The 23,594-nt window shown below is 37.9% G+C and carries 24 protein-coding genes; 20 read left to right on the top strand and 4 right to left on the bottom strand.

Features of this window, described 5'->3' with window-relative positions:
- Window positions 1–14: 14 nt before the first annotated feature.
- A complete protein-coding gene (locus HBB17_RS03215; protein WP_167955702.1) occupies window positions 15–320 on the top strand; it encodes a WXG100 family type VII secretion target in 306 nt (101 codons plus the stop codon).
- A 71-nt stretch (window positions 321–391) separates the two neighbouring features.
- On the top strand, window positions 392–691 hold the full coding sequence (locus HBB17_RS03210) for a WXG100 family type VII secretion target (RefSeq protein ID WP_167955700.1): 300 nt from the start codon (window positions 392–394) through the stop codon (window positions 689–691).
- Window positions 692–754: 63 nt separating this feature from the next.
- Here the strand turns inward: HBB17_RS03210 and HBB17_RS03205 are convergent, their stop codons facing one another.
- On the bottom strand, window positions 755–1,639 hold the full coding sequence (locus tag HBB17_RS03205) for an AraC family transcriptional regulator (protein ID WP_167955698.1): 885 nt from the start codon (window positions 1,637–1,639) through the stop codon (window positions 755–757).
- Between the two features lie 448 nt (window positions 1,640–2,087).
- On the opposite strand from HBB17_RS03205, the gene HBB17_RS03200 reads away from it, so the two are divergent.
- Window positions 2,088–3,641, top strand: coding sequence for an alpha-amylase family glycosyl hydrolase (locus HBB17_RS03200; RefSeq protein ID WP_167955696.1), 1,554 nt, complete (start codon window positions 2,088–2,090; stop codon window positions 3,639–3,641).
- 121 nt (window positions 3,642–3,762) lie between these two features.
- Here the strand turns inward: HBB17_RS03200 and argC are convergent, their stop codons facing one another.
- The gene (gene argC / locus HBB17_RS03195; protein ID WP_167955694.1) at window positions 3,763–4,710 is read right to left on the bottom strand and encodes an N-acetyl-gamma-glutamyl-phosphate reductase; all 948 of its coding nucleotides are present in this window, start codon (window positions 4,708–4,710) and stop codon (window positions 3,763–3,765) included.
- Window positions 4,711–5,017: 307 nt separating this feature from the next.
- On the opposite strand from argC, the gene HBB17_RS03190 reads away from it, so the two are divergent.
- The 14 genes from HBB17_RS03190 (at window position 5,018) to HBB17_RS03125 (ending at window position 18,686) form a co-directional block, all read left to right on the top strand.
- Complete coding sequence (locus HBB17_RS03190) at window positions 5,018–5,359, top strand: PadR family transcriptional regulator (RefSeq protein ID WP_167955693.1); 342 nt, start codon at window positions 5,018–5,020, stop codon at window positions 5,357–5,359.
- Window positions 5,340–5,882, top strand: coding sequence for a DUF2812 domain-containing protein (locus HBB17_RS03185; protein WP_167955691.1), 543 nt, complete (start codon window positions 5,340–5,342; stop codon window positions 5,880–5,882). Before HBB17_RS03190 ends, HBB17_RS03185 begins: the two co-directional genes overlap by 20 nt.
- A gap of 162 nt (window positions 5,883–6,044) precedes the next feature.
- Window positions 6,045–7,370 (top strand): glycoside hydrolase family 5 protein, encoded by a 1,326-nt coding sequence (locus tag HBB17_RS03180; RefSeq protein ID WP_167955689.1) that lies wholly within the window; start codon window positions 6,045–6,047, stop codon window positions 7,368–7,370.
- Between the two features lie 316 nt (window positions 7,371–7,686).
- Window positions 7,687–8,403: a polyphosphate polymerase domain-containing protein gene (locus HBB17_RS03175; RefSeq protein WP_167955687.1), complete on the top strand. Its 717-nt coding sequence runs from the start codon at window positions 7,687–7,689 to the stop codon at window positions 8,401–8,403.
- Window positions 8,396–9,070, top strand: coding sequence for a DUF4956 domain-containing protein (locus tag HBB17_RS03170; RefSeq protein ID WP_167955685.1), 675 nt, complete (start codon window positions 8,396–8,398; stop codon window positions 9,068–9,070). The genes HBB17_RS03175 and HBB17_RS03170 overlap by 8 nt, the downstream gene beginning before the upstream one ends.
- Before the next feature lie 71 nt (window positions 9,071–9,141).
- The gene (locus HBB17_RS03165; RefSeq protein ID WP_167955683.1) at window positions 9,142–11,124 is read left to right on the top strand and encodes a carbohydrate-binding domain-containing protein; all 1,983 of its coding nucleotides are present in this window, start codon (window positions 9,142–9,144) and stop codon (window positions 11,122–11,124) included.
- A 97-nt stretch (window positions 11,125–11,221) separates the two neighbouring features.
- Window positions 11,222–12,286: a bifunctional glycosyltransferase family 2/GtrA family protein gene (locus HBB17_RS03160; protein ID WP_167955681.1), complete on the top strand. Its 1,065-nt coding sequence runs from the start codon at window positions 11,222–11,224 to the stop codon at window positions 12,284–12,286.
- A gap of 112 nt (window positions 12,287–12,398) precedes the next feature.
- Entirely contained in the window at window positions 12,399–13,643 is a 1,245-nt protein-coding gene (locus HBB17_RS03155; protein WP_238483659.1) for a phosphodiester glycosidase family protein, read from the top strand.
- A 15-nt stretch (window positions 13,644–13,658) separates the two neighbouring features.
- Window positions 13,659–13,949: a hypothetical protein gene (locus HBB17_RS03150; protein ID WP_167955679.1), complete on the top strand. Its 291-nt coding sequence runs from the start codon at window positions 13,659–13,661 to the stop codon at window positions 13,947–13,949.
- A gap of 207 nt (window positions 13,950–14,156) precedes the next feature.
- Complete coding sequence (locus tag HBB17_RS03145; RefSeq protein WP_167955677.1) at window positions 14,157–15,227, top strand: hypothetical protein; 1,071 nt, start codon at window positions 14,157–14,159, stop codon at window positions 15,225–15,227.
- Window positions 15,228–15,340: 113 nt separating this feature from the next.
- Complete coding sequence (locus HBB17_RS03140; protein WP_167955675.1) at window positions 15,341–15,841, top strand: flavin reductase family protein; 501 nt, start codon at window positions 15,341–15,343, stop codon at window positions 15,839–15,841.
- A 227-nt stretch (window positions 15,842–16,068) separates the two neighbouring features.
- Window positions 16,069–16,638 carry a hypothetical protein gene (locus tag HBB17_RS03135; protein WP_167955673.1) on the top strand — a complete coding sequence of 190 codons (570 nt, stop codon included), beginning with the start codon at window positions 16,069–16,071 and terminating at the stop codon, window positions 16,636–16,638.
- Between the two features lie 100 nt (window positions 16,639–16,738).
- The gene (locus HBB17_RS03130) at window positions 16,739–17,836 is read left to right on the top strand and encodes a PRK06851 family protein (protein ID WP_167955671.1); all 1,098 of its coding nucleotides are present in this window, start codon (window positions 16,739–16,741) and stop codon (window positions 17,834–17,836) included.
- Window positions 17,837–18,074: 238 nt separating this feature from the next.
- Entirely contained in the window at window positions 18,075–18,686 is a 612-nt protein-coding gene (locus HBB17_RS03125) for a hypothetical protein (protein WP_167955669.1), read from the top strand.
- Here the strand turns inward: HBB17_RS03125 and HBB17_RS03120 are convergent.
- The gene (locus HBB17_RS03120; RefSeq protein WP_167955667.1) at window positions 18,681–19,484 is read right to left on the bottom strand and encodes a GNAT family N-acetyltransferase; all 804 of its coding nucleotides are present in this window, start codon (window positions 19,482–19,484) and stop codon (window positions 18,681–18,683) included. The genes HBB17_RS03125 and HBB17_RS03120 overlap by 6 nt on opposite strands.
- Window positions 19,485–19,725: 241 nt before the next feature.
- On the bottom strand, window positions 19,726–20,001 hold the full coding sequence (locus tag HBB17_RS03115) for a CD3324 family protein (RefSeq protein WP_167955665.1): 276 nt from the start codon (window positions 19,999–20,001) through the stop codon (window positions 19,726–19,728).
- Window positions 20,002–20,766: 765 nt separating this feature from the next.
- On the opposite strand from HBB17_RS03115, the gene HBB17_RS03110 reads away from it, so the two are divergent.
- The 3 genes from HBB17_RS03110 to HBB17_RS03100 all read left to right on the top strand — a co-directional run bounded on the left by HBB17_RS03110 (window position 20,767) and on the right by HBB17_RS03100 (window position 23,580).
- Window positions 20,767–21,507 (top strand): AAC(3) family N-acetyltransferase, encoded by a 741-nt coding sequence (locus HBB17_RS03110; protein WP_167955663.1) that lies wholly within the window; start codon window positions 20,767–20,769, stop codon window positions 21,505–21,507.
- A gap of 168 nt (window positions 21,508–21,675) precedes the next feature.
- A complete protein-coding gene (locus HBB17_RS03105; RefSeq protein ID WP_167955661.1) occupies window positions 21,676–22,167 on the top strand; it encodes a QueT transporter family protein in 492 nt (163 codons plus the stop codon).
- Between the two features lie 351 nt (window positions 22,168–22,518).
- Window positions 22,519–23,580 (top strand): metallophosphoesterase family protein, encoded by a 1,062-nt coding sequence (locus HBB17_RS03100; protein WP_167955659.1) that lies wholly within the window; start codon window positions 22,519–22,521, stop codon window positions 23,578–23,580.
- Window positions 23,581–23,594: the final 14 nt, after the last annotated feature.

Here is a 23,594-nt window from a genome sequence, read left to right as displayed (position 1 = left end):
AAGGAGTGAAGGACATGTACGACTTGAAGGTAGATACAGCTGCAATTCAAACAGCGATTACGGAGTATGAGACAATCTATAAAGAGATTGACACATTAAAAGAAGATCTAACAAAAACAATTGAAGATTTAAAAGCAGTTTACTGGCAAAGTGAAGGTGGGGAGGCATTCTTTAAAAAGTATGATGATAGCTGGGCGAAGAATGTAGATGTATATCTAAAAGTACTAGAATTCTTAAAAACGGAATTAGGGTATGCCAAGACAGAGTATGACTCGCTGATTCAAAAAGCAAATGAGTTAGCGATTGGTCTTGATTCCTAATTCATAAAAACCATTGGTAACTTCGGTTCAAACCGAGATTATAAATAATATATTTAGGAGGAAAAAAGAATATGTTAACAATTAAAATGACACCACAAGAATTAAGAGATGCTGCTGATTTCATTACAACAAAAAAAGAGGCGATTGATCAAGAAGTTGCAGCTCTAAATAGTAAGATTGAGGAGGTAACAGCAAGTTGGGAAGGTGCTGCACAATCGCAATTTGTTATCACATTCACTGATACATTTAGTCCAATGTTGACAAAGGATTTCCCAGCTGTCATGGAAGGAATTGTAAAACAACTTGATGGAGCTGCTGATGCAATTGAAGATGCAGATCAACAAGTTGCTGATGCATTCAAAATTAACTAAGATAAGAGTATAGAAACAAAACAATTTATACGGTCACTGAGCAGAAAGGAATGTTGGATACGTCTAACATTCCTTTTTTGAGGAAGCAATACGGTATTTGGCAGGAGTCATCCCTAGAATTCGTTTAAAGGTTCGGATAAAATAGCTAAAGTTTTCATAACCAACTAAAAAACCAATCTCCATAACAGGGTAGCTGGTATCACGTAATAGGATGCTGGCTTTTTCTATGCGAAAACGGGTTACATAATCCATAAACGTCATAGAGAAATTCTTCTTAAAATATTGACTGAAGTATTTGGGAGACATATGGAGTAGTTTCGCTAGATCTTCTAGGTGGATTGCGGTTTCATAGTGATTATTAATATAAGAAAGGATTAGTTTCTTACTATCATTTCTCTGTAGAAAGGTCTGATGCAGCTGGTGAGTAGGAGAAACAAGTAGATTTCCGTGAACCAGATATCCAATCACTTTTAATATACAGGCTTTCGTGATTAATTCATATCCATACTCTTTTTCTTCATTAAGCCGGATTAATTCCATAATTTCTTTCTGCACCGTTTGATACAAAGGGTGTTTTTTGGAAAGATAATCTGGAAATCGTAAGGAGTGGTTAAGCAAAGGTTGCAAAAGCGTTTCACAATAATCGGAGGAAGAGAACGTTAGGGATTCCAATGGGAATACATAGGCAAAATAGCAGGTACTGCGGTCATTGGAAGCAAATTGATGGAGTGTTTCCATATTGATAAAGTACAGATCACCAGGTTTTAGATGATATTCATTCTCTTCAATCCAAAGAGTCAGGGTACCAGAATGCAGGTAGATTAACTCAATTTCATTATGCCAGTGATAAGGTACGAAGAGATTCCCTGCTGGATTTATCATATTATATTGTTCAAAGGGAAATAGAATACTACCTCGTGTACGTTGCTCCTTATACTGTTCTTTCATGAGACCTCCTAGATTGAGATGACTTGTTGACCCTTGCGATGCACGAATTGTTCCGTTGCATAGCAACTCCCACAATTCTAAACATTCGCAATCCGCGCAAAAGCGCTACTTGCTCATGTTTAGCGGGTCACCAGGTCATATACACTTATGTGCAAGCCGGTCGTGTATATGACTTGTTGACCCTTGCGATACAAGAATTGTTCCGTTGCATAGCAACTCCCACAATTCTAAACATTCGCAATCCGCGCAAAGGCGCTACTTGCTCATGTTTAGCGGGTCACCAGGTCATATACACTTATGTGCAAGCCGGTCGTGTATATGACTTGTTGACCCTTGCAGATGGAAATTGTGTTATTTTACATGGATTTTATACAAGTATATCATAAATAACAGAGATATACTACTATTAGGAGTGAACCAATAGTGATGAAAGAGAGGATATATAATTATGGTAGAATGGTTAGATCAAGCAATATTTTATGAAATTTATCCACAAAGTTTTCAAGATTCCAATGCAGATGGTATTGGTGATTTTAACGGAATCAAGAGGAGATTGGATCATATACAAGCATTAGGTTGTAATGCAATTTGGATGAATCCCTGCTTTGCTTCACCTTTTTCTGATGCAGGATACGATGTTGCAGATTACTATAAGGCTGCACCACGCTATGGATCCAATGAAGAATTAAGAGAATTATTTGAAGAAATCCATAATAGGAATATGCATATAATTTTGGATTTGGTTCCTGGACATACATCTGTGGAACATCCATGGTTCAAGGAATCAATGAAAGCGGAAAAGAATGCATATACAGATCGTTATATATGGACAGATGATATATGGAAAGGTTTTGATGGAGTCAATAACATAGCGGGGTGTATACGTGGTATATCGGACCGTGATGGCTCCTGTGCGGTGAATTTCTTCTCTACACAACCAGCTCTTAATTATGGATTTGCACATCCAACGGAAAGCTGGCAATTTGGACCGGATTCTGAAGAAGCAACGGCTTCTCGTATTGCCATGCAGGATATTATGGCATTCTGGTTAGATATGGGTTGTGATGGTTTCCGTGTTGATATGGCAGGCAGTATGGTAAAAGGCGATGAGAGTGGTGAAGCAACCATTGCTTTTTGGCAAAAGGTACGTACGTTTATGGAAGAGCGATATCCTGATGCGGCGATGATTTCAGAATGGGGAGAACCAGATAAATCGCTGAAGGGTGGTTTTCATATGGACTTTTTGTTACATTTTGGCCCTTCTCATTATATGGACCTATTCCGCGTGGATGAGCCATTCTTCTCAAAAAGAGGAAAAGGTGATTGCAAGGAATTTGTCGATACCTATAAGAAGAACTATCAAGCTACCAATGGAAAAGGATTAATCTGTATTCCTAGTGGAAATCATGATATGCCACGTATGCGCCATTGGCTTGATGAAGAGGAGATGAAGATTGCGTTTGCATTCTTGCTATCGATGCCAGGAGCACCATTTATCTATTACGGTGATGAGATTGGTATGCAATATGTAGAAAATCTGCAATCAGTTGAAGGTGGATTTAGCAGAACGGGTGCAAGAACGCCAATGCAATGGGGGGATGGAGTGAATGACGGATTCTCTACAGCAAGTCCGGACAAACTCTATATTCCGATGGATACCAATGAACAACGCCCAACTGTGAAGAAACAGGAAGAAGATCCGGATTCTTTACTTCATCATGTACAAGCATTAACAAAGATTCGATTAGAGAATGAAGCATTACAAAGCAATGCAACGATTGCGTTTGAATATGTAGAGGATCATGCATATCCCCTTGTATATCGCAGAGATGGAAAGACACAACAGGTGTTAGTTGCCATCAATCCATCCGGACAAGAAGTAACCTGTAAGATAGAAACCAAGGAAGCAAAACAAGTCTTGTATCATTATGGTGATAAAGCTTCATTAAAAGCAGGAATGCTTACCGTTCCAGCAACAAGCGTAACATTCTTTACAATCTAATACAAACTTTGCATTAGCATAAAACAACAAAAATAAAAAACAATTTTCTTTAAATAATGTTCAAAAACAGAACATTTGATTAAAGAAAATTGTTTTTTTATTACCGATCGTCTATTAGTACTTACAGATTCAAACCTTTTGTTGGATCACAACCAAGCATGATGTTAAGACATTGGATGGCAGCACCAGAAGCCCCTTTTCCAAGGTTATCGAATTGAGAAGAGATAACCATACGTTCTTCATTTCCTGTAACAAAGATTCGTAAACCATCCCAGCCTGTACAGCTAATGCCACTTAGGAAACCACGGCTATCTGCTTCCGAACCCAAAGGCATAACTTTGATAAATGGTTGATTTGCATAATAGTTCGTTAAGTAGGCATGTATATCTTCTGGAGAAGGAGTTCCTGTTAACATAGACGTGTATAGAGGAAGAGAAACAACCATTCCGCTGTAATAGTCTGCAACAATTGGGGAAAATAATGGTTCTCTTGTTAAGCCAGGAATGTATTTCATCTCTTTTAGGTGTTTATGTTGTTGACTGAGAGCATATTCTCTTGGAGCAGAGTATTCCATTGCACGAGATTCCTCTTCATACTCTGCAATCATTTTTTTGCCACCACCACTGTAACCAGTTAAGGAGAAACTAGTAACAGGATAATCCTTAGGAAGAATATTGCCAGCTACCAGTGGGTAAACAAGGGAAACTAATCCGGTTGCATGACAACCTGGAACAGCGACAAAACGTCCTGTCTCAATTGCTTTTCTGTGTTCGACTGATAATTCTGGAAAACCGTAAGCCCAGCCAGCTTCGGTACGATGTGCAGTAGAAGAATCAATAATGCGAACATGATCATTCTCTATTAATTGAACAGCCTCTCTGGCTGCAGCATCAGGAAGACACAAGAATGTAATATCCGATTCATTAATCTTCTTTTTTACCTCTGTTGGGTCTTTTCTTAAAGCAGGGTCTATGGTGATCAAGTCGATATCATCACGTCCAGCAAAACGTTCGTTAATACGAAGCCCAGTAGTTCCTTCGCTTCCATCGATAAATATCTTTGTTTTCATTATATGTAACCTCCTTATGGGTTTGTAACGTATTGAATAATTATAGAATAGGGTTTATAAGTATTCATAAGTAAGTATAAATATACATAATTATAACGCGATATTTTATAAAATACAATAACTTTCAAAGAAAACAGGCTCTTTCCTTGTGTAAAAGGAATGGTAGAGGACAGAGAAAATCGAGATTCGACAGCATGATAATAGAAAAGAGTAGAAAATAGTTGACATATATAACGGCTGCCGATATAATAAACTATATCGGCAGCCGTTATATTGGTGACCGAAATAAAATTAAAAGGTGATCATAATGGGAAACACAGAGTCAGTGGCGCTGACAGAGGCTGTATATTACATTCTACTGACCTTATATAAACCGATGCATGGTTATGGAATCATGCAAACAATTGAAGAATTATCAGCGGGAAGAGTAAGATTAGCAGCAGGAACATTGTATGGTGCCATCAATACACTGGTAGAGAAGCAATGGATTCAGTCTTTACCAGGGGAAAGTAGTAGTCGAAAGAAAGAATATATCATTACAGAGAATGGTAAATATGTGGTTGAACAGGAATTAAAACGGCTACATGAATTGGTTAAGAATGGCGAAGGGATTATAGGAGGAGAGGAATATGTCATTAACGAAGTATAGATGGTTTTGGGCATGGCAGTTTGAAAAAGAAGAACGATGGCTGAATCAGATGTCGAATCGTGGATTTCAATTAGTGGATGTAAGTTTTATACGTTATACATTCGATACGAATAGTTCACAGGAATACAATTATCGAATTGAATTTTTAGAACACGGTCCTTATACAGAAAAAGGACAGGAATACCTTCTGTTTCTAAAAGAAGCAGGCATTGACATGTGCGGAAGTTATATGCGTTGGGTATATCTACGTAAGAAAAAGGATGAGGGAGAATTCCAACTGTTCTCTGATTTGGATTCCAGACTACAACACTTGAATCGGATCATTACGCTATTATCCGTTATTTTTCCACTGGAATTCATGTATTTTGTAAAATGTTGGGCAGAGTATGGAGAGAATGGGCATAAAGGAGAACTGGTACTTTGTCTTTTGTTTACGTTCTTTGTATTAATCATTGGCTCTGGTTTATTCACTCTTTATCGCAATAAAAAACGCCTGTTGGCAGAACGTAGCTTGCATGAGTAAACTCCTTTTCTTGCTGTATATCTTGTAGAATAATTCCATAGTAAGTTGCCGGAACGAAGTGTAAGATGGAGGATACGAATAGAAGATGGATAAGTTAGTTACATCCTCAATCAATGTGAAATAAACAAGGTTGGAAAGAATATACAAGAAGGAGAGGCAAGGATGGAATTTATAAAAGTAGTAGGAAAACATTTTTGTTATAAAGGAGAGAAAATCCGCTTAAGAGGATTTGGAGTAGGAACATGGTTGAATCTGGAGCATTTTATGTTCGGTATTCCTACATCTGATCAGATGATTCAATCTGCATTTGAAACGGTTTATGGGAAAGAAGGAGCAGGTCAATTTTTCAAAGTTTATCGGGATTCTTTTTTGGGAGAAAAAGATTTTCAATTATTGAAGGCGTGTGGCGTGAATTTTATTCGAGTTCCATTTAATTACCGTCTATTTATCAATGATAATGGGATTGGAGAATGGAAAGAAGAAGGTTTTCGTTGCTTCGATCGTTTATTTGCATTAGGAAAAAAATATGAAATCTTCATCATGCCGGATTTACATACTACACCGGGAGCACAAAATCCAGATTGGCATTCCGATAATTCCTATGGAGTACCTCTCTTTTGGAAATATCAAGTATTACGACGTCAAATGACAAAATTATGGGGTGCAATTGCTGCAAGATACAGTGAGGAGCCATACTTAATGGGATATGATCTATTGAATGAGCCAGCTATGGCAAACTGGGATTGCATGAATGAATTCTATGAAGAAACGATTGAAGAAATTCGAAAAGTAGACAAGAACCATGTCATCGTATTAGAAGGAGACCAATTCTCCATGGACTTCTCTGGATTGAAGCACTTTGATGACAGTCAGATTGCCTTAGGGTTTCATTATTACCCTACCGTATGGCATCCAAATCTATTAGAAAGAGATTTGGACCGAAAGGAACGTATGAAACAAATTGCAAATGGACTGGATCAGTTGGTTCAGATTCGAGAGCAATTTGGTTGTCCTGCATTTTGTGGTGAGTATGGTTATGGGGCAGATTGTGGAGAACCAGAGTATACCATTGAACTGGTGAAGGATACCATGGAACTTATGGAAGAGAGAGAAATAGACTGGTTGCTTTGGTGCTACAAAGATGCACATTTCATGAGTTTAATTTCACCTACCTATCAAACGAATTGGATGAAGCTCGTAAGTCAGATTCAGAAGGAATGGACACAGGATATAGAAAAGGAACAAGCAGGAAAACTTCTTGATGAAATCGCAGAGAAAGATTTTACGCAGATTACAGAGGAAGAACGCTATCTACTTCAATTCCGTCTACGTGCTGCTTTGTATGTGTTACAGAGGAATCATGTCGTGATACCAAAGTTACAGAAGATTCCACTAGATAACATGCTGTCTATGGCGAAGGATTTTGCTTATGAGAATTGTGAAATTTATGAGAATATGAAAGTACTCATGCAACAGGTATTACGATAATAAACACCAGGTTACTTTGGTGTAAAGTGCTGGAGTGCAAGTAATACTGGCGTTTCTTAGTATATTTTCTTGACAATTTACCATTAAAATAAAATAATACAAGGGTCAAAAGGTTATTTCACGCCTAGCTCGCGAGGAAGTGAATATGGCGTGTTGACCCGTAAACATGAAAATCTTCTTTTATCACTTAGATCATAAAATAGATTTCACAGAATGTTCGTAGTTTTATCAAACTCCGAACATTTTTTTTTGTTATCTTTTCTATATGGATTGAAGCAATAGACCAAATGAAAGTATTTTGAAAGGAGTGAGGTAAATGCAAAAAAGTAATGAAATCTTTCAAAGAATTGAAAAGAAATATCTGTTAAATGAGAAACAATACGAACAATTACGTGATCGAATCAAAGAGTATATGGAGATTGACCAGTATGGACTTAGTACCATCTGCAATGTATATTATGACACAACCAATGATGCATTAATCCGTAATTCATTATGCAAGCCTGTTTATAAAGAGAAACTACGCATTCGTAGTTATGGAGTTCCAGGAGAAGGAGATAAGACCTTCATTGAGATAAAGAAGAAATACGATGGGATTGTATATAAACGAAGAGTGCAGTTGCCTCTTAAGGAGGCAAGGGCATATCTAGAGGAAGGAATTCATCCTACAATTAACAGTCAAATAATGAGAGAAATTGATTATTTTCTACAGTACTATAAACCTGTGAAGAAAATGTATATCGCCTATGACCGAGTTGCCATGTTCGGAAAACAAGATGACAGTATTCGAATCACATTCGATTGGAATATACGAAATCGAGAATATGATCTTGATCTGGCAAAAGGAGATAATGGAGATCTTCTTCTAGATCCCCATTATGTACTAATGGAGATTAAGGTAGCAGGAGCGTATCCAATGTGGCTAGTAGATAGCCTGTCTGATTTGGAAATCTATCCAATCACATTTTCCAAATACGGTCGTTTCTATATGAAAAAAATAATGAAGAATAAAGGAGAGAAAGTATATGTTTAATAGTGTAATTAGTTCAATTGAAGGATCGTTATCCATACATAGTGCAATAATCTGCACCGTAGTATCACTTATATTAGGATTTGTGATTGCAGGTGCGTATATGTTACAAGGAAAATATACAAAGAATTTTGTAATTACGTTAGTGTTGTTACCAGCACTTGTACAAAGCGTTATTATGCTAGTGAATGGGAATCTTGGAACCAGTGTTGCGGTTATGGGCGCTTTTAGTTTAGTTCGTTTCCGTTCCTTACCAGGAAGTTCAAGAGATATCAGTACCATTTTCTTTGCTATGGTGATCGGGCTTGCAACAGGAATGGGCTTCCTTGGTTATGCAGGATTGATTACAGGTTGTATTGCAATTGGAATGGTCGTATTAAGCAGAACCAGATTTGCAGAGAGTAAGAGTGCAACAAAAGACCTTAAGATTACAATACCAGAAAGTTTGGATTATACCGAAGTTTTTGATGACTTGTTGGAGAAGTACACAAAAGAAAGTGAACTTGTTAAAGTGAAAACAACCAATATGGGAAGCATGTATGAGTTGCTTTATCGAATTGAGTTGAAAGAGGAACGATTACAGAAGAAGTTCATTGATGAGATCCGATGCAGGAATGGAAATCTTACCATCATCTGTGGAAGACCTGCAATTGGTTCAGATGAGTTATAAAAGTACTACACGATTACACTGCTTGAGATGGGGCATATGGGACTTGTACCAAGAAAGGAATAGGTAGACCTATGATTAGAAGAAAATTATTACGATATATGATGACAGTCATATTGTGTTTCACGTTGGTGGGATGTCAGGGAAAAACGTCATCGACAGATAGCACACAAACACAGAATGCTGCGCAAACAGAAACCACAGAGCAGCAGGAGGCCGATGAAGATACGACCAAAACCACGGATGAAACAACAGATGGGAGTACAACGGAAGCGGTAACGATGAAGGCAACAGAAGTAGTTTCTATACAAGGAGAGTATTCTGATAATGCGATGGATAGTTCGTGGGCTGATTCAGAAGCAGTGAATATAACGCTTGATGGAACTACCATTCAGGCGGAAGGAAGTGGTGTAACTGTTGAAGATAATGTGGCAACCATTACAAAAGGCGGAACGTATGTATTATCCGGAACATTGACAGATGGGCAAATAGTAGTAGATACCAAAGAGGATAAGAATGTACAATTAGTACTAAATGACGCCAATATAACGAATACAAAAAATGCGGCAATTCTAATAAAAAATACGAAGAATATGTATCTGACTGTAGAAGATGGTACAGAGAATAGCATCGCAGATGGTGCAGCGTATGAAGCAACCAGTGAAGAGGAAGAAGCAACAGCAGCAATCTATAGTAAGACGGAGTTAATCATAAATGGTACCGGAACATTAACCGTGACAGGAAACTACAAAGATGCGATTACATCAAAAGACGATCTACAGATCATATCAGGAAACCTTACCATACAAGCAGAAGATGATGGAATTGTAGGAAAGGATTCTGTGAACATATTGGATGGAGAGATTACGATTCAAGCCAAAGGAGATGGAATCAAATCTACGAATACGGAGGATTCCACAAAAGGCATGGTGATCATTGATGGAGGAAATTTGGAGTTAACAACAGGAGCAGATGGAATTCAGGCAGAGACACAGGTAATCATCAATGCGGGTAATCTGAACATCATTACAGAAGGAGAGATTATTGATCATAGCTCCAATGATAACCGTATGATGGGCGGTAAGATGAATGGAGATACTGCGATGGGTGGTACGGATACGACAAAGGATTCCACAGTTACAGTAACAGGTGGAACACAGACAGCAACAACAGAAGAAACAACAGAGAGCAGTTCAACAAGTGCGAAAGCTTTGAAGGCAACCAATGCCATCGGAGTATTCGGTGGTACCATTGTAATGAATAGCACAGACGATGCCATTCATTCCAATAGTGCGGTACGAATCGATGCAGGAGAGATCCAGATCACTTCTGGAGACGATGGAATACATAGTGATTATGACATGTTATTAGCAGGTGGAACGATTACGATTAATAAAAGCTATGAAGGGTTAGAGAGTCAGAACATAACGATAAATGATGGTGTAATCTCTGTAATTGCTTCAGATGATGGAGTCAATATCTCTGGTGGTAATGATGGATCTTCTGTTAACGGAAGAGCAGGCCAGAACCAGTTTAGTGAGACAACGGCTGGTATGTTAACAATTACAGGAGGTACTTTAGCTGTGAATGCCCAAGGAGATGGCTTGGATTCCAATGGTAGTATGGAGATTAGTGGTGGAGTAATAACGGTAGATGGACCAACAGGTGATGGCAATGGAGCCTTAGATTACAATGGAACCTGTGAGATAACAGGCGGAGAATTGTATCTGGCGGGTAGTGCAGGAATGGCACAAGTTCCATCAGAGGATTCTACACAAACAACAGTTGCAACAGCATTTTCTAGTACCATCGAAGGCGGAACGAAGGTAACTGTAACCGATGCAGATGGAAAGGTGGTTTATGAATATACCCCAACGAAAACATTTGCCATGGTAGCCATTTCTGCTCCAGACTTAGTCAAAGGAGAAAGTTATACCATAACAGCTGGATCACAAAGTGTGACCGTAACAGCGGGAGATAACAGCAGTATGGGAACTGGTGGTATGATTGGTGGAGGAATGGGCGGTGGCAAAGGAAACCGTGGAAATCGTCCTTAATAAGTATAGCAAGTAGCCAATGCACGGATTACGTATGGTAACCAACCAAACAAACATAGATCGTATAGAATTGTCATTATCCAATAGGAGGAATAGAATGCAAGAAAAGCCAGTCGTGGTCATTATCCCTGCATATGAACCAGATGAGAAGATGTTATTATTATTAAAACAGATTTCTTGTAGCCTGACACAGGCACAGATTATTGTTGTAGATGATGGAAGTGGAATACAGAAAGCAGAGCTTTTTACAGAGGCTGAATCGTATGCCCTTATTTTACATCATGAGAAGAACCAAGGAAAAGGAAGTGCCATTAAAACGGCACTCTCCTATATTGAAAAACAGGCGATAAAGAATCGGTGCATCGTTATAGCAGATGCCGATGGCCAACATACGATCGATGATATTCGTAAAGTGGCGAAAAAAGCAGGAGAGACCGATTCCTTTGTACTTGGATGTCGAGCATTCATTGGTAATGTTCCAGCGAGGAGTCGATTTGGGAATACGGTAACAAGAGGCATCTTTCGTTTGGCAACTGGAGTCAGGGTATCGGATACCCAGACAGGATTGCGGGCTTTTCCTGTATCGATGATTCCTTATATGGAACATATTGAAGGAGAGCGATATGAATATGAGATGAATGTATTACTCCAATGTGCAAGGGACAAAGTTAATATTGTTGAAGTACCAATTGAAACGGTGTACATAGAAGAAAATCAGTCCTCACATTTTCGGGTGATCAAGGATTCTTGCCGGATATACAAGGAGATTCTTCGATTCTCCTGTTCTTCCTTTCTTTCCTTCTTAATTGATTATGGAATGTATTGGATCTTGCACTTGTTATGTGCTGCACTTGGTGTACAACAAGCGGTGGTGCCTAGTAATCTAGGAGCAAGAGTGGTCAGTTCGATTTGTAATTATAGTATGAATAAACGGTATGTGTTTCAGAACAAAGAGAATATCGTGCGTTCTGCCATTCGATACTTTACACTTGTTCTCATAATATTGGCAATGAATACGATACTGTTACTCTGTTTGGTTCATACTGTCCTCCCCAATGTATATCTTTCTAAGATTCTAGTGGAATGCATCATGTTTTTCGTGAGTTATACGATACAGAAACACTATGTATTCCATATGGAGAAAGAGTCAGTGGAGGTATGAGTATCACGTATTCGTATAGCTAGCGACAGTCGCATAGAACGTAAAGCATTAACAAAAATAGAAGTAAGAGTAAAAAAGAACATGACATTTATGTTGGAAAGAAGGAGACGATATGAAGGAACCGATAAATGAAAAGCAGGAAGCAGAGAATGAAAAATTGTTACCTATAGACGAGAAAAATGAATCAATAAAGAATACGCAGAAGATCCAAAGTGGAAGGAAGAAAAAGCATAAAAATGGTATGCCAATACCAGCTATGATTGTTATAGATGTTGCATTATACCTAATATGTATGGGAAGTTTTCTCTTATACTTTTATGTATTACCCCATTATTCCAATAACAAAGGAAAAGTCGTTGCATCTACAGATCCTACGACAGAACAGTTTTCCTTAGAAGTGGATAATCAGGAATCAGCTTCATCTGAGGAGTCAACTACAGAAAAATCCACATCTGATTCCACAACAGATACAGGAGAGACAACGTCAAAACGTGGTAGTAAAGGAGAGAAACCTTCTGGCTCAGGACGTTCCGATCGTGTATCAAGAAATGTGAGTAATGATAATACCAGTGAACAGGAAGCGGATACAAGTGCTGGAGAATCTATGAAAGAAGTAGATAAGACGGTAGAGGAGATTCAGAATTATGCTGATGACAAAGCGAAGATCACAGTTAACAAAGTAACAACAGGATCTGGTTCGGATACTGTTACCTATTATGTTGCTGATGTACAGGTAAGTAATATCACGTATCTTCGAACAGGATTTGCTTCCGGTGAATACGGCAAGAACATTCGGGAAAGTGTGCAGGATATGGCTGAGGAATATAATGCAATCTTGGCAATGTCAGGCGATTACTACGGGAATACAGATACCAGTGTGGTAATTCGAAATGGTGTTTTGTACCGAGAGGATATCACAGGAACCGATATCTGTGTATTATTTACGGATGGAACGATGAAAACCTATTCCCCAGATGAATTCGATGCAGATGAGGTTATTGCAGCAGGAGCATGGCAAGCATGGAATTTTGGACCTTCACTACTTGATGAGGGAGGAAATATATCTTCTTCCTTTAACACAACTTCCTATCTAAATACGGAAAATCCAAGAGCTGCCATTGGTTATATTGAACCAGGACACTATGTATTCGTTGTCGTTGATGGACGAGATGAAGGCTATAGTCGTGGTGTTACATTAAGTGAGCTTGCGGGGATTATGTCTTCACTAGATTGCCAAGTCGCATACAATCTAGACGGTGGAAAATCTTCTGCGATGGTATACGATGGGGAATATGTTAATCAGCCAGCAGATGGTGGAAGAACGATTAGTGATATCATCTACATTGGGGAAGAATAGGAAGGAGTGAATAACATGAATACAGGGAATAGGATAGAACCATTGGATACACATACTTTGATACAAAATGAGGAGCTTCCTATGAATAATACAAAGAACCACCGAAACATCGTTGCTGCAATTCTACCGCATATTGTTATTGTCCTAGCAGCAATGTTTATTACATTTTGGATATTAGATCAATTAAACCCGATAATGAATTTTATTAATAATACCATCTCAAATCTGTTGCTGATCACCTTTAGTATTACTGCATTGATTAATTCTATTTTTTCGATTGCCTGGTATCGCAGAAGTAGAAGGTAATTCTTTATAATTATTTCATTTGCCTAATTTACGGAAGTAAGGTAGTATTAGGATAGAAAGAGTGATTTGTTCCTATACTACGGGAGAACCAAAAGCATCTGATAAACGGACTCATAATACAGGAGCATCAATATACGTTGACGCTCCTGTAAGTATTTGTACATAGAAGCACAGGAAGTATTGATTGGCAATAGGGGAGAGAAGCGTATGAAAGTGTTGCAACCATTTCGTATGGAAGTTGTTCCAATTAGAAAATTAATTCTATTTAACTTTGAAAAGGATCCAGAAGAGGTTTATGCAGGATTGGAGTTACAATATCTTGTAACACAAGAGGAAGGAAAGGGATATCGACTGATTGCATATCGCAAGGATGGGTATGTGGATGTCTATGATGAAGAATGTTTACAGATCAAAGAAGTTGGAAAATTCGAAGTTTGTAACAAAGGGCTTGCGAATTATCGTAGAGTAGCATTTGAACATACATGCTTTCAAAAGACCAAAGAAGGAATCTGCGTATCCTTTCGAATCGAAGATTATCTGGGAAGACCAATCGAAGTCTTGGTACGGGAACATGGGAAAAAACCAAGTAGAGCATTTGACTTGATTGCACCAATTGGTGTATCGTCTAAGAAACCAGTAATCTTTCCGGCATATGCTATGTATGGGTTTGATCTTGTTCGAAAAAAGAATACCGAGTTGCTTATATCCATTGATGGAAAAGAGAGAAAGCCAGATCCATTTCCCGTACCAATACCGAAAGATGGTCAGATGCGACATTTTACACGATATTCGGATGACTGTCAGCTTGTTGAATTTGGAAGAACAGGAGAATGGTCGATGGAACCAAGGGAACTTACCGAACATCTAACAATACAAGAGGATGGCGTGGTTGCTCGGTATGAGAAATTACAAGGAAGCTATCATCTGCAAACAGTCGAGTTTGAGGAAACGCAACATGTGTTCCGAGTAGAATTAGAACCCTCTTTTCCAGATCTCCTTCGAATGCAAGAGGGCACGGAGCAAGGTACCTTTCAGATGAAGATGGATGAAAGCATGGGATACTTTGCAGGAACGTATACTGTTCATAAGCAAGGAGAAGAAGTAAACATCGAACTTATACCAACGGAAGGTTGGAAAAGTAAGAACACCATGTTCCTAACCAAATGTATGTTGAACAAAAATTCTGTATTTCGCACATGGTCAAAATACTATGTATATAAGCAAACAATTCAACTTGACACAGGCAAGTCAATCAGTAGTTGGGAGAATAGAGCGTAAGGAGAATGCAAGGGCTTTTGACACCTAAAGCAGTATATATAATGAAGTATGGTTTAAAATACAAAAGATGGTTAATATAAACAATATCTTAAACAAACAAAAGGAGGAATTCTATGAATAACCGCGCATTATTTAATTTAAGTTATGGAGTCTATATTATCTCCACTTGGGATAATGGAAGACCAACAGGCTGTGTTGCCAATAGTGCAATGCAGATTACATCGGATCCTGCAACAATTGCAATTAGTATCAACCACAATAATTACACACATAAATGTCTAACAGAAAGTGGCCGATTTGCAATCTCCATCGTGTCAGAAAAAACAGATCCGAAGATTATCGGAACCTTTGGTTATCAATCCGGTGAGACCGTAAACAAATTCGATGAAGTAGACTATGAGATCAAGGGAATGTTACCAGTTATAAAAGATTCCTGTGGATACTTGACTTGTGAGATTATTGATCAAATGGATACCAGTAGTCACACCGTATTCCTTGGAAAAATCGTTGATGCAGATCTTATGGAAGCAGCAGACCCAATGACGTATTCCTATTATCATAAGGTGATCAAAGGAAAGAGTCCAAAGAATGCACCAACGTATATAGCAGAATAAATGTAATAACAGAAATAAAATATAATGGAAATTGTTTCGTAGAGAGCATTGTTTTATGACGTAATAGTAATAATTCATCGTAAGACAATGCTCTTTTTGTACTCTTTTTGATAAGGGGAGTAGGACTATTTCGGTATTGTAGAAGATAATAGTTTCAATTTTACAAGAAATGTAATATACTGTTAGTAATCGCAACAAGGTAATAACTGCTTATGGGAGGAATAGATATGCATATACTACAGGAATTAAATGATAATCAGATCATCCACTTGTTTTTATTTGGCTTCCTTATGCTTGCAATATGGGAATTCATAAAATTAATTCGGTTTACTAGAAAAAGAAAAGAATTTTATGAGGATTATGTATCATTTTTTCAGCAACAAGATCGATCTTGGAATAATTTTGGTGAATTTTTATTGGGGATTTTTGCACTCCTTGTATTCGTACTTCAGATTAAATTCAGAATTGATCAAAGTCAGAATGCAGGTTTAGAAAAGGATGTGCGATACTACTACTGTTTTTTAATAGTGTATGGCTTGTTAAGTATCTTATGGATTATTAACCACTTGTTGGTTGCAAAGATGGAAAATGGAATAGGTGCTACCCATCTTTCCTATGAGGGGAAGATATATAAGAAGGAACAGGTAGTTTTTACGGAGGAGGATGATCAAGTCCATATCTATAAGAAATGCCGTGGGAAAAAAGCATTTAAGAAAATTGTCAGTAGTAAGGTCTCTCCCGATGAGAACCGAAGAGAGTGGAATTACTTACATATCTATTATAAAAAACGAGTATGAGTAGATAGGCTAATGTAGGAATTTTTGTGAATAAGCACGATATGGAAAACACATCATAAGATAAAGAGTAGGAATTACCTGAAAGGAGTAAGTAGAAATCATGGCTGAGAAACATTATTTTGCATGTGGAAATACAGCAAAAGGCTTTCAGAATATGTTTGACTCCAATTTAGCAGGACTTAAGAAAATCTTTATCTTAAAAGGTGGTCCAGGCACTGGAAAATCAACATTAATGAAACGTGTAGGAGAAGTCTATGTAGAGAAAGGGTATGATGTGGAATATATTCATTGTTCATCGGACCCGGATTCACTCGATGGAGTTATTGTACGTGCACTAGGCGTGGGAATCGTAGATGGAACAACACCACACGTAATCGAACCAAAAGTAGCTGGTGGAATAGAGGAATATGTGAACCTTGGAACTGCATGGAATATCCGTATGTTAGAGGAAAAAGTTGAGGTAATCAAACGAGTATTAGATGAAATCCATAGTTGCTATCCAAAAGCGTACGACCAGTTTGCCAAAGCCCTATCCATACATGATGAATGGGAGAAAATCTATATAACCAATATGGATCTGGAAGGGGCGAATATCCTGACAGAGCAAGTGGTTAAGAAGATTCTTGGAGAGTGTAATAGTGAGACAGGAGGCGTTACACGACATCGTTTCTTTGGTGGTTCCACGCCAAAAGGTGCAATGGATTATGTGGAGAATATCACTGCTACTTGTAAAAAGCGTTACTTGATTAAAGGTAGACCAGGTTCTGGAAAATCCACTATGCTAAAAAAGATATGGAGAAGAGCACAAAGTTTGGGACTTGATGTGGAAGTCTATCATTGTGGTTTTGATCCGAATAGCTTGGACATGATCTTGTTACCATCTTTGCAGGTATGTATATTTGATTCTACGGCACCACATGAATATGAACCAAATCGTGAGAATGATGAGGTTATTGATATGTATGAGAAACTTATCACACCAGGTACGGATGAGAAGTATGAAGAGGAATTGAAGGATATCAAAAAACGATATCGTGATACAGTAGCGAAAGGAATTGCATACTTGAAGAAGGCAAAAGACCTTCATGATGATCTGGAGAAATATTATATTGCTGCAACAGATTATACAATAATTGATCAGATTACAGAACAGATCCTAGAGCGCATTGCTTCCATAGAACCAAATAAACAGATTTAAAATTCCAATAGAGGAAGTTACTTGACAGAATAAGATGCAAGGGTCAAAGGTCATATTCACTTTTGACTCTTGCATCATTTCTATTCGGATTGTACTATAGATAGTAAGCAATGGAATTGTTTATAGATGGATTTGGTCTTAGATAGAACACGTACGAACACATTTGTAAGATAGCTGTTTTATATATGTGGTTTCGAATGGTATCTTTGTAATCAATAAAACATATGTATTCATTCATATGAATAACAGGATAGAGTCTTTAACATCAGATACAGAGATGAATGGAATAGAAAATAGGGAACAAAGGGTGAATGGAATGAAATTATCAACAGTACAGAAGATGCAGTTAAAGAATGCAGTAGAACGGGTGTTACATGTACCAGGAAATTATACAGGTGGCGTACTTGAGATGACCATTGTGGTGGATCATAGTTATGAAAAAGAAGAGATATCTACTTACATAAAGGAAATTGTCTCTGCCTTAAAAGGTTTTGGAGAAGTATTTCGAACAGTACGAATGAACCTTGTCCATTATCGTAGAGAAGAGACCATAGAAAATGAGGTGGTGCCCGCTACCTATCTTCAGATGGGAAAATGTTTTGAATCCTATACGTGTGACTCCACGCAAAAGTCACTGGATCCCCTACTAGCAAATCTTAAGTTTTATCATGCAAGATCAAAACTTATCATTGCAATTTTAAAAGATATAGAACAGGTAAAGCAGCGGCAGCAGACATTGCATAGCCTGCAACCATTTCTTTACCGTAAGTTAATTCTGATGAATGAAGAACAGCTCCAATTAGGCAATGAGCTGTATCATAGACTATTGTTAGATCAGGAAACCCTATGATTCGCGAATCATGTCAATCTGTCCATCATCATCAAGAAAAGTAAATCCATTCTTCTCATACAAGGAGATGGCGTTCTTATTTAAGACATCCGCCATTAAAAAGGCTTTATGCGCATGGTACTTCGCTCCATAAGCCAATGCTTGCGCGAGCAGTTGCTTTCCATAGCCTTGACCTTGATATTCTGGTTTTACACAAACTTCACGAACCCAAAGAGTTGGACCTTCTGGCTTATCAAAGGAATAAAGAGCAACAGCTACCATACCAGTGAGGGTATTACCGGCTTTTGTACCTAAGATGGCACAGTATTTACAATAATCGGCATTGGGATCTTTGCCTTGCATCCAATTAATTGCCCAGCTGTCGGTTTCACCAAGAAAGCCACGGCTTTGTAAACGGCAATCTCTTGTGATTGCAGCGGCATCTTTGGCTTCATCTAAGGATAAGATTTGTATCGGTGTTCCTTCTGGAAAGGAGTAGGCATACATTTCTCGAAAATGTGCAAAGTGAGTAAAACCATGCCTAGTGAATTCTGTGGTATGTTCATTCGGAACAAATTGGAGGTAGACAGGTTCTTTTATCTCATCCAGTGCATGAAGAAGAATCTGGATGTCATTCACACAGAAATAAATCTCTGTCATGGAAAGTTCTTTGCTATAGCCTTTGATCAGGATAAGATCTTTTGTATGAATACAGACAGAAGCGTCTTCTACATATTCGTAAGGGGTATAGCGCATGGAAGTATAGGTAAAATCATCGAGTTGATCAATGATTGCTTGATAGGTGTCTTGTGTTATCATATGTTTTATTCTCCTTTATTGTAGTATTGAATGCAAACGGAAATGAACGTTTGACCTTAGTATTTTAAATAAAACAAGTGAAATAGAGATATTGGTATGTAGCAGGTATACGAATAGTATACAACGTGAACGATAGGAAGAATAGGAGTAAAATGATTATAAAAAAACAAGTAAGGACGACTGCTAATTAGAAAGCTTAGCTGTCGTCCTTACTTGTTTTATATGTGGATCGTGTCATTGTCTATGCAACCAACTTTGTAGTATAGACAATTTTTTTGACGGTCTCTACGGAAAGTGCATATTGATCGGATAATTCATCAAATGTAAGTCCATCAAGGTAGAGACGTTTGATTTCTTGGTTTCTATGTAATAATTCTTTTCGTATACCAGAACATTCACCCCATTTTTTGCGCTTGGTTTCGTCGTTGGGAATATACAGCAATTCTCCTTTTAAGTATTTTTGAATCTCCTGTACTAATTCTGGTGGTAATATATCCTTTGCATTCTTATACTTCATTCTAACTCCTGCTCCTTACTGAAATGTGACGGTTTCTCGTTACCATTTGTTCAGATGCAAGTATGCAAAACCACTTGTTAGAATGTTTGTAATGCTCCTTTTCAACAAAATCACAATGGATGTGTTGAGTAAGGATAAGTACGAATGGCGAAAGTTGTATTGTCTGGTCCGTCCGAATGTGGATCAGATAATAACAGGCTTAACCTCCATGTAAAGATCGCCATCTGTTACGCATACAAATTCGTATGGTTTTGCAGACATTGCATGGAGTTACGACTATTTTTATTTAGTGTAAACATTGTAATTCCCTCCTTTGTAAGTAATCCTGACTTTCTTCAAACAAAAGGATCAGGAAGATTGAAATAATTGATTTGTTGTTTGTAGTTTATCAAAAGATTTGGCAATTGTAAAGTTTCGATAGGAAATTTTATATATGGAAGGGATATGGGAAAAGTATAAAGAGAAGTATATTAGCAATGGGTACAAGAGAAAACGATTATACAAACAGGAAGGAAGAATAAACCCATGAAAATATGTCGAAAAATATTGAAATAGGGATCTTTCGTATGTTGTAATAAATATTATGTGATATAATTTAATGATACTGGGGTATTGTTTGCATAACAGTTTAATGGGGATCAAACACTACTGAAGTCGAGGAAACGAGAAGGAAAATAGAGAAGGAGAAAAGCATTGTTTTGATGTTTACGCTTTTCATAACAAAGCAAATTAACAAATAAGTAAATCGAAGAGGGGGAACGTATCATGAATAAAGAGTACATAGTGACAGAATTAAAAAAGCTCGGTGTCACAGAGGGGATGGCATTAGAAGTTCACAGTAGCTTAAGCAGTTTCGGGTATGTTGAAGGTGGAGCCCAAACAGTAATAGCGGCGTTAAAAGAATGTGTTGGAGAAGAAGGAAGTATATTTATGCCGGCGCTTCGGTTAAGTCCCGACTTGCCAATTACGGAGGCAGATCGAAAGCTAGGAATTACCTGTAAGATTGAGATTTTGCCTGAGAATCGGACCAAAAGCGCAATGGGAGTCATCGCAGATACATTTCGTATGGAAAAAGGAACAATTACGGGAGAGGGGATCATGCAAACTTCAGGCTGGGGAAAACATGCAGTAGAGGCTGCGAAGGGTGGTCTTGATTATGTCCTTCATCATGGTGGAAAAGCATTGTTACTAGGAGTTGATATCTACAAATTAACCGCAATGCATTATGTGGAGTGTTATATGCCAGAAGATATCGGTGCAATATTTGCACCGAGTGAAAAAGTCAATCAAATCTACCCACCCGATAAATGGTTTATCGAGACAGGACATCCACCAATCAAAGCCTGGTATACGATTCAAAAAATGGCATATGAAAAAGGCATAATCACCGATGGAAAGATTGGGGACTGTAAGGTCATGTTTTTTGACGTTTGGGATGTGGTCCAGTTGTATGAGAAAGAACTAAAAACAAATCCGTACAAGCTATATGGCATCGTGCGGGATTAAGCTTACATCGATTCATTCTATGGAAAAAGCAATAAGGGTTCTAGCACTTGCCTTATCAAGGACTTTATGATATAGTGATAAAGTTGAGCCAATTCTTAATTGGTTCGCAAATGCAATCGAGTGTTCGAGACCTTCCACTCGTTAAACAAAACTAAAGGAGAATAGAATATGAAGAGATCAAAAGTACAATTTTTAACTCAGGCAGCGATGATTGCTGCTCTTTATGTCGTTTTGACGTACTTGTTCCAACCATTTGGTTTTATGGATGTTCAGGTACGTATTGCAGAAGCCTTAACGATCTTACCATTTTTTACACCGGCAGCCATACCAGGTTTGTTCGTAGGGTGTTTCCTTGGTAATATCCTTGGAGGAGCGTGTTTGTTAGATATCATTCTTGGAAGTTTGACAACACTTGCAGCAGCGGCAATATCCTATTTACTTAGAAAAAACAAGTATCTGGTAGCACTTCCACCAATCATTGGGAATGCGCTGGTTGTACCATTTGTTCTTAGAATTGGATATGCAATTCCAACACCAATTCCATTAATGATGCTCACCGTAGGAATCGGAGAAATCATTTCTTGTGGAATTTTAGGAACAATGTTACTAATGGCATTGGATAAATATAAAAATGTAATCTTTAAACAACGTGTAGCGTAAATATCATATATTTGTTTAGAACAAAAACAAGGTCAACAACGGGAAAGAAAAGAATGCGGTTATCAAAGAAGAAATTCTATGATAACCGCATTCTTTTCTATTAGGAAAGTCCACCGACTTTGGGGCTGTAAAATGGTATTTATTCATAGAAAAGCGGACAAATCATAAAGAAAATCGTCATAAAAAAGACATAAGTTGGTCGTATACTGGAATGACTTAAGAAAATATTAAGGGAATATTAAGGAAACAGGTGTTCGGTTTGCATTGCCAGACGATTGGGAATATGGTATAATGCAATGCATAATTAAGGAGAAGTAGAGAATAGCAAGGAAGAGTAAGGAGCGTGAGACAATGCGGTTTATTCACTTGGCAGATGTGCATTTGGGAATGCAGCCAGACCTTAGGAGAGACTGGAGTAAGGAAAGAGGCAAGGAAATTTGGAAAACATTTGAGAATGTAATCAACCGGTGTGAGGAAGAGCAGATTGATCTCTTATTGATCGCAGGAGATCTCTTTCATAAACAGCCATTGTTGCGTGAATTAAAAGAGGTAAATTATCTTTTTGGAAGATTAACGAAAACCCATGTTGTACTTATGGCAGGAAATCATGATTACATAAGTCATACATCGAATTATCTGCACTTTCCTTGGAACGCTCGTGTACATATGTTTGAACAGGAGCAACTGACTGATATTTATATAGAGGAATTGAATACAAGAATCTATGGATTAAGTTATTGTAATCGTGATATTACAGAAAGCAAATATGATATATCTGTATTGCAAAACCAACAGGAGATACGAATCTTGTTGGCGCATGGAGGAGATGAGAAGGATATTCCTATGGATTTTAGGAAAATGCAATCTCTAGGATATCATTATATTGCTCTAGGACATATTCATAAACCGGCAAAGATTACGGGACAGATGGCTTATGCAGGTTCCCTAGAACCATTGGATAAGACAGAAATAGGAGAACATGGTTATGTGGAGGGGGAGATAACAGAAAGCGAAATCGGTTACCAGACCTCCATTCGGTTTGTTCCATTTAGCCAGAGACAATATAGGCTTCTTACTATAGAAGGAAATCCAACAATGACCCAACTAGAGTGGCTAGATACCATTAAGGAATGTATGAGGAGCCAAGGTTTACAACATACCTATCTTATTGTTTTGGAAGGTGCAAGAGATCCAGAGATTACACTAGAGGAGGAGGAAATCTTATCCCTTGGTAGAATCATAGAAGTATCGGATCAAACCGTGCCAGATTATGATTTTGAGGCCTTACAAAGAGAAAATCAGGACAATATTATTGGGATGTTTATCGATCAAGTAAATGGGTTGGATTACGAAGATGATATTATAAACCAAGCATTATTTCTAGGGGTAAAGGCCTTGATGAAACTGAAATAGAGGTGAATCGTATT

The sequence above is a fragment of the Anaerosporobacter faecicola genome, assembly GCF_012070565.1.
GTDB classification, from domain to species: Bacteria; Bacillota; Clostridia; order Lachnospirales; family Lachnospiraceae; genus Anaerosporobacter; species Anaerosporobacter faecicola.
Note: the sequence above shows the minus strand (reverse complement) of the source record. Positions and strands in the feature narration are given on the sequence as shown.

What these genes read in the sequence shown, in the direction of transcription:
- HBB17_RS03215 (WP_167955702.1), top strand. Translation starts at nt 15, where the DNA reads ATGTACGACTTGAAGGTAGATACAGCTGCAATTCAAACAGCGATTACG.
- HBB17_RS03210 (WP_167955700.1), top strand. Translation starts at nt 392, where the DNA reads ATGTTAACAATTAAAATGACACCACAAGAATTAAGAGATGCTGCTGAT.
- HBB17_RS03205 (WP_167955698.1), bottom strand. Translation starts at nt 1,639, where the DNA reads ATGAAAGAACAGTATAAGGAGCAACGTACACGAGGTAGTATTCTATTT.
- HBB17_RS03200 (WP_167955696.1), top strand. Translation starts at nt 2,088, where the DNA reads ATGGTAGAATGGTTAGATCAAGCAATATTTTATGAAATTTATCCACAA.
- argC (WP_167955694.1), bottom strand. Translation starts at nt 4,710, where the DNA reads ATGAAAACAAAGATATTTATCGATGGAAGCGAAGGAACTACTGGGCTT.
- HBB17_RS03190 (WP_167955693.1), top strand. Translation starts at nt 5,018, where the DNA reads ATGGGAAACACAGAGTCAGTGGCGCTGACAGAGGCTGTATATTACATT.
- HBB17_RS03185 (WP_167955691.1), top strand. Translation starts at nt 5,340, where the DNA reads ATGTCATTAACGAAGTATAGATGGTTTTGGGCATGGCAGTTTGAAAAA.
- HBB17_RS03180 (WP_167955689.1), top strand. Translation starts at nt 6,045, where the DNA reads ATGGAATTTATAAAAGTAGTAGGAAAACATTTTTGTTATAAAGGAGAG.
- HBB17_RS03175 (WP_167955687.1), top strand. Translation starts at nt 7,687, where the DNA reads ATGCAAAAAAGTAATGAAATCTTTCAAAGAATTGAAAAGAAATATCTG.
- HBB17_RS03170 (WP_167955685.1), top strand. Translation starts at nt 8,396, where the DNA reads ATGTTTAATAGTGTAATTAGTTCAATTGAAGGATCGTTATCCATACAT.
- HBB17_RS03165 (WP_167955683.1), top strand. Translation starts at nt 9,142, where the DNA reads ATGATTAGAAGAAAATTATTACGATATATGATGACAGTCATATTGTGT.
- HBB17_RS03160 (WP_167955681.1), top strand. Translation starts at nt 11,222, where the DNA reads ATGCAAGAAAAGCCAGTCGTGGTCATTATCCCTGCATATGAACCAGAT.
- HBB17_RS03155 (WP_238483659.1), top strand. Translation starts at nt 12,399, where the DNA reads ATGAAGGAACCGATAAATGAAAAGCAGGAAGCAGAGAATGAAAAATTG.
- HBB17_RS03150 (WP_167955679.1), top strand. Translation starts at nt 13,659, where the DNA reads ATGAATACAGGGAATAGGATAGAACCATTGGATACACATACTTTGATA.
- HBB17_RS03145 (WP_167955677.1), top strand. Translation starts at nt 14,157, where the DNA reads ATGAAAGTGTTGCAACCATTTCGTATGGAAGTTGTTCCAATTAGAAAA.
- HBB17_RS03140 (WP_167955675.1), top strand. Translation starts at nt 15,341, where the DNA reads ATGAATAACCGCGCATTATTTAATTTAAGTTATGGAGTCTATATTATC.
- HBB17_RS03135 (WP_167955673.1), top strand. Translation starts at nt 16,069, where the DNA reads ATGCATATACTACAGGAATTAAATGATAATCAGATCATCCACTTGTTT.
- HBB17_RS03130 (WP_167955671.1), top strand. Translation starts at nt 16,739, where the DNA reads ATGGCTGAGAAACATTATTTTGCATGTGGAAATACAGCAAAAGGCTTT.
- HBB17_RS03125 (WP_167955669.1), top strand. Translation starts at nt 18,075, where the DNA reads ATGAATAACAGGATAGAGTCTTTAACATCAGATACAGAGATGAATGGA.
- HBB17_RS03120 (WP_167955667.1), bottom strand. Translation starts at nt 19,484, where the DNA reads ATGATAACACAAGACACCTATCAAGCAATCATTGATCAACTCGATGAT.
- HBB17_RS03115 (WP_167955665.1), bottom strand. Translation starts at nt 20,001, where the DNA reads ATGAAGTATAAGAATGCAAAGGATATATTACCACCAGAATTAGTACAG.
- HBB17_RS03110 (WP_167955663.1), top strand. Translation starts at nt 20,767, where the DNA reads ATGAATAAAGAGTACATAGTGACAGAATTAAAAAAGCTCGGTGTCACA.
- HBB17_RS03105 (WP_167955661.1), top strand. Translation starts at nt 21,676, where the DNA reads ATGAAGAGATCAAAAGTACAATTTTTAACTCAGGCAGCGATGATTGCT.
- HBB17_RS03100 (WP_167955659.1), top strand. Translation starts at nt 22,519, where the DNA reads ATGCGGTTTATTCACTTGGCAGATGTGCATTTGGGAATGCAGCCAGAC.